Origin of the sequence: Kribbella sp. (assembly GCF_035655035.1) — a bacterium.
Taxonomy (GTDB): domain Bacteria; phylum Actinomycetota; class Actinomycetes; order Propionibacteriales; family Kribbellaceae; genus Kribbella.
The window spans coordinates 1-9053 of record NZ_DASRVN010000089.1; the positions used below are offsets into that span (position 1 = coordinate 1).

Below are 9053 nucleotides of genomic sequence, written 5' to 3' on the forward strand. Positions count from 1 at the left end.
CGTCTGGAACGACTACCTCTGGCCGCTGATCGTGATGACCGACCCGAACCGCCTCACCCTGCAGGTCGCCCTCGACCAGCTGAACGGCATCTACGGCACCGACTACTCGATGGTGATGGCCGGTGCGTTGATGAGTGTCATCCCCCTGATCGGCGTCTTCCTGATCGGTGCCCGCTCGTTCATCGCGGACCTGGCAGCCGGCGCCATGAAGTTCTGACCTTCACCTACAACCACGGGATTCCCTTTGACTGACCACAAGCTCCGCTGGGGCATCATCGGCACCGGCAACATCGCGTCCCGGTTCGCAAGCCAGGTGCCGACGTCGAAGACCAACGAGGTCGTCGCCGTCGGCAGCCGGTCCATCGACTCGGCGAACGCCTTCGCCGACAAGTGGGACATCGCCAACCGGCACGCGTCGTACGAGGACCTGCTCGCCGACCAGAGCGTCGAGGCGGTGTACATCGCGACCCCGCACCCGCTGCACGTCGAGTGGGCGATCAAGGCGGCCGAGGCCGGCAAGCACGTGCTGTGCGAGAAGCCGCTGGCGATCAACCGCGCGTGGGCCGAGGCGATGATCGAGGCCGCGGTGCGCAACGACGTCTTCCTGATGGAGGCGTACATGTACCGGTGCCTGCCGCAGACCAAGCTGGTCGCCCAGCTGGTCCGCGACGGCGAACTCGGCACCGTGCACCAGATCCAGGCCACGTTCGCGTTCAACGCGGCGTTCCGGCCGGAGAGCCGGATCTTCGCCGACGAGCTGGCCGGCGGCGGCATCCTCGACGTCGGCGGGTACCCGGTCTCGATGGCCCGGCTGATCGCCGGCGCGGCGACCGGCCGGCCGTACGCCGAACCCGCCGCCGTGAACGCGGTCGGCCAGGTGGGCGAGACCGGCGCCGACGAGTGGACGGTGGCGACGCTGTTCTTCGACGGCGGCATCACCGCCCAGATCAGCACCGGCGTCCGGCTGGCCGACCGGAACCAGGTCCGGATCTACGGGAGCAAGGGCTACCTGCAGATCGACGACCCGTGGTTCGGCGGCGACGGCAAGCCGACCCACGTCACGCTGTACCGGGCCGGGGAGGAGCCGCGGGAGCTCTCCGCGGAGCCGGCGCTGATCTACACGGCCGAGGCCGAGGCGGTCCAGGCGGCGATCGCCGCCGGCGCGAAGGAGGCGCCGGAGATGAGCTGGGCGGACACGCTCGGCAACCTCACCGTCCAGGACCAGTGGCGGGCCGCGATCGGGCAGCAGTACGCGAGCGAGCGGGACGACGCGATCATCCCGACCGCGACCGGGCGCCCGCTGACCAAGCGCGCCGACGCACCGATGACGTACGGGCACGTACCGGGCGTCGACAAGCAGGTGTCCCGGCTCGTGATGGGCGTGGACAACCAGCAGACGCTGCCGCACGCCGCGGTGGTCTTCGACGACTTCGTCGAGCGCGGCGGTACGACGTTCGACACGGCGTACATCTACGGCGGCGGGCGCGGCGAGAAGCTGCTCGGGCAGTGGATGAAGTCGCGGGGCAACCGGGACGACCTGGTCGTGATCGGCAAGGGCGCGCACACGCCGCACTGCGACCCGGAGTCGATCACCCGGCAGTTGCACGAGAGCCTCGAGCGGCTGCAGACCGACCACGTCGACCTGTACTTCATGCACCGGGACAACGAGGACATCCCGGTGTCGGAGTTCGTCGACGTACTGGACGAGCACTTCAAGGCCGGCCGGATCAAGGCGTTCGGCGGGTCGAACTGGTCGCTGAAGCGGTTCGACGAGGCCAACGCGTACGCCGAGGCGAACAGCAAGCAGCCGTTGACGGTGCTCAGCAACCACCTCAGCCTCGCGCGGGCGTACGACGTACCGTGGGCCGGGTGCCGGCACGTGGCCGACGACGAGTCGCAGGCCTGGTTGCGGGAGCGGCAGGTCGCGCTGTTCCCGTGGTCGAGCCAGGCGCGCGGGTTCTTCACCGGGCGGGCCAAGCCGGAGGACACGTCGGACCAGGAGCTGGTGCGCTGCTTCTACTCCGACGAGAACTTCCGCCGGCTGGACCGCGCGCGGGAGCTCGCGGCGGCGAAGGGCGTCGAGCCGACGGCGATCGCGCTGGCCTGGTTGCTGCACCAGCCGTACCCGGTGTTCCCGCTGATCGGGCCGCGGCACGTGAGCGAGACGCGGACCTCGACGCCGGGGCTGTCGGTGAGGCTGACGGACGAGGAAGTGGCCTACCTCACGGCCTAGTCGGGCCTCGGCGGCCGAATTGGTGGGTCGCTCGCACCCATGTAACATGGCATGTCGGAGTCACGACCCTGAACACGGAGAATCATGTCTAAGAAGTGCGATGTCTGCGGCAAGCAGCCGACGTTCGGCAACAGCGTTGCCCGCCTGGGTAAGGGTGCGATGATCCGGCGGGTCAAGGCGCGTACGCCGCGTCGTTTCAACCCGAACATCCAGCCGGTCCGCGCGATCATCAAGGGAACGCCCACCAAGATGAAGGTGTGCACCTCCTGCATCAAGGCCGGAAAGGTCCAGCGCGTCGTCGGCTGATACTCAGCTTTTCTCCGTGTAGGTCCTTGCGACAGGCGCCCGGGTTTTCCCCCGGGCGCCTATCCGTGTTTGCGGGCCACGACCGTGATCTCGTTGCGGTTGTGGTGCAGTTGGCGGGCGTGCTGGACGTCGTACCGCTCGCGCAGCACCTCGAGGCCGCGGCGGGCGCCGTCGAGGGGGTTCTTTCCGCCGCCCTTCAGGGTGACCACCGCGAGGCCGTCGCGGCGCAGGTGGTCGGCGGCGTCGAGCATCATCCGGGCGCTGGTCACCTGGTCCATCCGCATGTCGTTCACCACCACGTCGAACCGGACCCGGTTGTTCGCGAAGAACCGCCCGGCCGTGGTCGCCTCGTGATGGATCCGCCGGTCACCGCGCAGCCGCGGGTCCAGCGAGCCGGGGTCCACCGACCACACCTCCTGCCCGTGCAGCCGCAGAATCCGCGTCCACCCACCCGGCGAGGCCCCGAGATCCACGGCCTTCCCACCTTTCGGCAGCTCCAGCCCGAACGTCGCGATCGCCTCCTCCAGTTTGAACTCCGACCGCGAAACCCGCTCCTCCCCCCGCGCCAACCGCATCCGCCCACCCGGCCAGTCCGACAGGCTGTCCGCGCGCCGGTTCACCCCGAGCAGGATCGCCTTCCGGCCGCCGAAGCACGAGACGACGTACTCCTGCCCCGCCCGCGTCACCGCCACCCCGCGGCCGGCCAGCGCCTCCTCCAGGCGGTGGTAGTACGAGCCGCCGCCCGGACCGTCTGTCCACGCCTGGACCGCCAGCGCCTTCGGGTATTCCGGCAGCTCGGCGAGCACCAGCTCGGCCAGCTCGTAGTCCGGCGGCAGCTCCTCGAAGCTCGCGATCTCGACCGTCAGGTGCCGGACGAACATGATCCGGCCGGCGTCGCACGCCGCGGCCAGCTCCCGCACCGGGACCCCGTCCACCCGCCCGAGCTCCGCCCCGACCCGCTCGATCCGCAGGTCCCGGCCGAACTCCCCGCGGAGCTCCCGGACCGCCAACGGATAGCTGTCGGCTGCGGCCGAGAACAACACACTCACCCGGGAACCGTACCGAACGACGGGACGTAGCCGGGTACGTATACGCCGCCGCCCGCCTGGCGCCCCGGCGGAACTCGCCCCGGACGGGACCACTACCCGTCCTTCGGTACGCGTTAGCCTTCCGGGCGTGGCGGAATTGACGGTGGAGGTGCTGCGGGCGTGGGCCCGGACCGCGCTGGCCGAGTTGGGGCGGGCGCGGACCGGGATCGACGAGCTGAACGTGTACCCGGTGCCGGACGGTGACACCGGGACGAACCTCTACCTGACCTGGGAAGCCGCCTGCGACGCGCTGCCGAAGGGCGAGCTGACCTTCACCGAGGCGATCCAGGCGTTCGGCCGCGGCGCCCTGCTCGGCGCCCGCGGGAACTCCGGCGTGATCACGTCCCAGCTGATCCGCGCCTGCGGCATCCGGCTGACCGAGAACCTCCAGGGGTACGGCGGCGCCGGCCGGAAAGCCGATCCGCCGATGAGCGAGCCGACCGCCTTCGCGGACGCGCTAACGTACGCCGCCGACGCCGCGTACGGCGCGGTCGCGGAACCCGTCGAGGGCACCATGCTGACCGTCGCCCGGGCGGCCGCCGCCGGTGCGACGACCGCCGCGCACGACGGCAAGTCCCTCGCCGACGTGTGCCTCGCCGCCGTCGCCTCCGCCCGCCAGGCGCTGACCAGGACCACCGAGCAGCTGGACGTGCTGCGGCGCGCGGGCGTCGTCGACGCCGGGGGAGCCGGCCTGGTGGTGATCCTCGGCGCGATGGAGTCGGTCCTCACCGGGCGGTACGTCCGGGTCGACGTACCGGCGCGCGTCGAGCCGCGGGGCGAGGACGCGGTCGGCCAGGACGGCCCGGCGTACGAGGTGATGTACCTGCTGGACGCGCCGGACGACCGGGTCGGCGGGTTCCGGCAGCGGCTGGCCGGGCTGGGCGACTCGGTCGTCGTGGTCGGCGGCGACGGCCTCTGGAACGTCCACGTGCACACCGACGACGTCGGCGCCGCGATCGAGTCCGGGATCGGCGTCGGCCGCCCGCACCGGATCCGGGTCACGCACTTCGCGGACCAGGCGCAGCACCACGAGCCGGTGCCCGGCCGCGCGGTGATCGCGGTGGTGGCCGGCGACGGGCTGGGTGAACTGTTCAGCCAGGCCGGCGCCCGGGTGATCCGCGGCGGACCGGGACGCCGCTGCTCGACCGGCGAACTGCTGCAGGCGATCGAGGAGTCGAAGGCACCGGAGATCGTGATCCTGCCGAACGACCAGGACTCGCTCGCGGTCGCCGAGGCCGCCGCCACCGCCGCCCGCCAGGACGGGATCCGGGTCGCGGTGATCCCGACCCGCGCCCAGGTCCAGGGGCTGGCCGCGATCGCCGTCCACGACCCCCAGCGCAGCTTCGACGACGACGTCGTACACCTGTCGGCCGCCGCCGGGCAGACCCGGCACGGCGCCGTCACGGTCGCGGTCAAGGACGCCTGGACGATGGCCGGCCGGTGCCGGGTCGGCGACGCGCTCGGGGTGGTGGACGGCGACTTCGCGTTGATCACCGACGATCTCGAGCAGGCGGCGTACGGCGTCGTCGACCGGCTGCTCGGCGGTGGCGGCGAGCTGTTGACGATCGTCACCGGGCGGGACGCGGACCCGGGGCTGGCGGCGGCCGTCGAGCGGCATGTCCGGCGAGCGCGCAAAGATGTCGATGTGATGGTGTACGACGGTGGGCAGGACAGGTACCCGTTGTTGATCGGGGTCGAATAGCTGTGTCGAACAATGTGGCTGACATGGACCGGAAGCTTCGCGACTTCCTCGGAGCGAAGACGGCCAAGTCGTTCGCCGAGGTGCTCGGGATCGAGACCGTCGGCGAGCTGCTGCGGCACTACCCGCGGCGGTACCTGAAGAAGGGCGAGCTGACGCCGTTCGACGAGCTCGAGGTCGGCGACCAGGCGACCGTGAACGGCCGGGTCAAGAAGGTCACCGCCCGCGCGCTGGACACCAAGCTCGAGATCAAGCCCGAGGACGCCCACAAGTTCCGCAAGCGGCGGACCATCACCAAGGTCGTGGTCACGGACGGCCGCAACGACCTGGAGGCGGCGTTCTTCAACCAGCCCTGGCTGGTGACGAAGCTGACGCCCGGCACGTCCGCCCTGTTCTGGGGCGAGGTGACGATGTTCCGCACCACCATGCAGCTGAAGAACCCGGGCACCGAGGTGCTCGACACCGACGATCTCACCGAGGCCGAGATCGAGCGCCGGGCGCGCCCGTTCCGGCCGCTCTACCCGGCGACCGCGAAGTTGCCGACCGCAACGATCGAGCGGTCGGTGAAGATCGTGCTGGACAGTCTCGACGACCGGGTCGACGACCCGGTGCCGGACCTGATCCTGCGCAACGAGAAGCTGCTCGGGCTCCGGGACGCCTTGCAGAAGGTGCATCTGCCCGACACCGAGAAGGACATCCAGGACGCGCAGCAGCGGTTCCGGTTCGAGGAAGCGCTGGTGATGCAGACGATTCTCGCCCAGCGCCGCGCGGTCACCGACGCGCTGAACGCCGTACCCCGGCCGCGCGTCCAGGGCCGGCTGCTCGACGACTTCGACAAGCGGCTGCCGTTCGAGCTGACCGAGGGACAGGCCGAGGTGGGGGAGGAGGTCTTCGCGGATCTCGCCCGCCCGCACCCGATGCACCGGCTGCTGCAGGGCGAGGTCGGTTCCGGCAAGACCGTGGTCGCGCTGCGGGCGATGCTGTCCGTGGTGGACAACGGCGGCCAGGCCGCGCTGCTGGCGCCGACCGAGGTGCTCGCGGTGCAGCACCACAAGACGCTGACGAAGATGCTCGGCGAGCTGGCCGAGCAGGGCATGCTCGGCGGCGCGGAGCACGCCACGAAGATCGGGCTGCTGACCGGTTCGCTGAACGCGGCGGCCCGGCGTACGGCGATGCTCGACGCGGCCAGCGGCGCCGCCGGGATCGTGGTCGGGACCCACGCGCTGCTGGAGGACAAGTTCCAGTTCGCGGATCTCGGGCTGGTGGTGGTCGACGAGCAGCACCGGTTCGGGGTCGAGCAGCGGGCCGCGCTGAGCGCGAAGTCCGGCGACAACACCCCGCACGTGCTGGTGATGACCGCGACGCCGATCCCGCGGACCGTGGCGATGACGGTGTTCGGCGACCTCGCGGTCTCGACGCTCACCCAGCTGCCGGCCGGGCGGTCGCCGATCCAGTCGTCCGTGGTCCCGGCGAAGGAGCGGCCGGACTGGCTGCAGCGCGCCTGGGCCCGGGTCCGCGAGGAGGTCGGCAAGGGACATCAGGTGTACGTCGTGTGCCCGCGGATCGGGGACGACGTCAAGAACGCGAAGGACGAGGAGGGCGAGCTGCTCGAGACCGACGAGGGCGGCAAGAAGCAGGCCCGCCCGCCGATCTCGGTGATGCAGGTGTCCGAGGCGCTTGCGGAGATCCTCCACGACCTGCGCGTCGAGATCCTGCACGGACGGTTGCCGGCCGACGAGAAGGATGCCGTGATGTCGCGGTTCGCGGCCGGGGACGTCGACGTACTGATCGCGACCACGGTGATCGAGGTCGGGGTCGACGTACCGAACGCGTCGACGATGGTGATCATGGACGCCGACCGGTTCGGGATCTCGCAGCTGCACCAGCTGCGCGGCCGGGTCGGGCGGGGCAAGGTGCCGGGGCTGTGCCTGCTGGTCACGGACCTGTGGGCCGGGTCGCGGTCGTACGGGCGGCTGGAGGCGGTCGCGTCCACGACGGACGGGTTCGAGCTGTCCCGGATCGACCTGGAGACGCGGCGCGAGGGCGACGTCCTGGGCGTCGCGCAGTCCGGGCGGCGGTCAAGCCTGAAGCTGCTGAGCGTGCTGCGCGACGAGGACGTGATCCTGGCGGCTCGTCACGTGGCGAACTCGATCGTCTCGGTGGACGCGGAGCTGGCCGAGTACCCGGCGCTGCGGGCCGTCGTACGCAGCGCGCTGGAGTCCGAGACCACCGAGTACCTGGAGAAGACGTGACTCTGTTGAATGCCGCGCTGCCGCGCGGCGGGTCCCGGGGCTCGAGCTCCCGGTCTTCCCTCGTCGCTCCGCTCCTCAGTCCGGACCGGGAGGCCCCGTGACCAGGATCGTCGGGGGAGCGGCGGGCGGCCGGCGGATCGACGTACCGGCGGGGAGTGGGACGCGGCCGACGGCGGATCGGGTGCGGGAGGCGCTGTTCTCGTCGCTGGAGTCCGAGTTCGGCAGCTTCGACGGACTCGCGGTGCTCGACCTGTACGCCGGTTCCGGCGCGATCGGGCTGGAGGCGCTGTCCCGGGGCGCGGCGCGGGCCGTCCTGGTCGAGTCGGACCGGCGCGCCGCCGAGGTGATCGCCGCGAACATCAAGGCGGTCGGGCTGCCCGGCGCGACGCTGCTCACCCGGCCGGTGGAGAAGATCACAGCGGGTGACGTACCGGCGGTGTTCGACCTCGTGTTCGCGGACCCGCCGTACAAGCTGGAGACCGCCGAACTGCAGGACGTGCTGACCGGCCTGGCGGCCCACGGGTGGCTCGCGGAGGACGCCGTACTCGTGGTGGAGCGCGGGAAGCGCGAGCCGTGGGAGTGGCCGGAGGGGTTCGCCGCGCTGCGGGACCGCAAGTACGGCGAGGCGCGGCTTTGGTACGGTCACCGCCATGGCTAAGGCTGTCTTTCCCGGCACCTTCGACCCGCCCACGGTCGGGCATCTCGACATCGTCACGCGGGCGGCGGCCGCCTTCGACGAGCTGATCGTCGCGACCGGGGTGAACCAGTCGAAGAACCGGCTGTTCGGTCCGGAGGAGCGGATCGAGATGCTCACCGAGCTGGTCGCGCCGTTCCCGAACGTCCGGGTCGGCACCTTCGAGGGGCTGCTGGTCGACTACTGCAAGGCCGAGGGCGCCGGGGTGATCGTCAAGGGCCTCCGCTCGGCCGCCGACTACGACTACGAGCTGCAGATGGCGCAGCTGAACCGGCGGATGACCGGCGTCGACACGCTGTTCTTCCCGACCGCGCCGGAGAACGCGTTCATCTCCTCCAGTTGGGTCAAGGAGATCGCCCGCCTCGGCGGCGACGTCAGCACGTTCGTGACCCCTGCCGTTCACGCACGGTTACTGAACACCCTCTAGGATCCCCCGGATTGGGCGGTACGCCGGGGAGTTGGTAGTCTTGACAACCGGTCTCGACGAGACCGAGATCTTGCCTTGCCCACGCCTGAGAGGTTTGTCCTGAGCGTCCTGGACCCGCGGTCCCCACTCGTGATCGACACGCACGAGCTGACACGCCGCGCCGGGTCCCAGCGCGAAGTCACCTTCACGGCCCCGGCGCCGGCGGATCTCGGCATCGACGTGATCGGCGTCCCCGAAGGCGATCCGATCCAGTTCGATCTACGGCTGGAATCGGTGGTCGAAGGGGTGCTCGTCACCGGAACGGCCCGTGGCCGCCTGGTCGGGGAGTGCGCGCGGTGCCTGGTCGATATCGAG

General features: G+C 70.8%; 8 protein-coding genes and 1 pseudogene. 8 read left to right on the plus strand and 1 reads right to left on the minus strand.

Annotated elements, in window-relative coordinates; all coding sequences use genetic code 11:
- The 3 genes and pseudogenes from VFF46_RS05335 to rpmB all read left to right on the plus strand — a co-directional run.
- Positions 1–217: pseudogene (locus VFF46_RS05335) on the plus strand (carbohydrate ABC transporter permease); the annotation flags it as partial.
- A gap of 27 nt (positions 218–244) precedes the next feature.
- Positions 245–2233: an aldo/keto reductase gene (locus VFF46_RS05340; RefSeq protein ID WP_325035888.1), complete on the plus strand. Its 1989-nt coding sequence runs from the start codon at positions 245–247 to the stop codon at positions 2231–2233.
- 84 nt (positions 2234–2317) lie between these two features.
- Positions 2318–2539, plus strand: coding sequence for a 50S ribosomal protein L28 (gene rpmB, locus VFF46_RS05345; RefSeq protein ID WP_130387610.1), 222 nt, complete (start codon positions 2318–2320; stop codon positions 2537–2539).
- A 59-nt stretch (positions 2540–2598) separates the two neighbouring features.
- On the opposite strand, the gene VFF46_RS05350 is transcribed toward rpmB, so the two are convergent.
- The gene (locus tag VFF46_RS05350; RefSeq protein WP_325035889.1) at positions 2599–3588 is read right to left on the minus strand and encodes an SAM-dependent methyltransferase; all 990 of its coding nucleotides are present in this window, start codon (positions 3586–3588) and stop codon (positions 2599–2601) included.
- Positions 3589–3715: 127 nt separating this feature from the next.
- Here VFF46_RS05350 and VFF46_RS05355 point away from each other — a divergent pair, with 127 nt between their 5' ends.
- The 5 genes from VFF46_RS05355 to VFF46_RS05375 form a co-directional block, all read left to right on the plus strand.
- Positions 3716–5329, plus strand: coding sequence for a DAK2 domain-containing protein (locus tag VFF46_RS05355; protein ID WP_325035890.1), 1614 nt, complete (start codon positions 3716–3718; stop codon positions 5327–5329).
- 23 nt (positions 5330–5352) lie between these two features.
- The gene (recG, locus tag VFF46_RS05360) at positions 5353–7578 is read left to right on the plus strand and encodes an ATP-dependent DNA helicase RecG (RefSeq protein ID WP_325035891.1); all 2226 of its coding nucleotides are present in this window, start codon (positions 5353–5355) and stop codon (positions 7576–7578) included.
- A 97-nt stretch (positions 7579–7675) separates the two neighbouring features.
- Positions 7676–8236, plus strand: a complete 561-nt coding sequence (rsmD, locus tag VFF46_RS05365; protein WP_325035892.1) for a 16S rRNA (guanine(966)-N(2))-methyltransferase RsmD — start codon at positions 7676–7678, stop codon at positions 8234–8236.
- On the plus strand, positions 8229–8699 hold the full coding sequence (coaD, locus tag VFF46_RS05370) for a pantetheine-phosphate adenylyltransferase (protein ID WP_325035893.1): 471 nt from the start codon (positions 8229–8231) through the stop codon (positions 8697–8699). The genes rsmD and coaD overlap by 8 nt, the downstream gene beginning before the upstream one ends.
- A 129-nt stretch (positions 8700–8828) precedes the next feature.
- Positions 8829–9053, plus strand: a 225-nt coding sequence (locus VFF46_RS05375; RefSeq protein ID WP_414673035.1) for a YceD family protein, incomplete at its 3' end; no start/stop codon positions are given.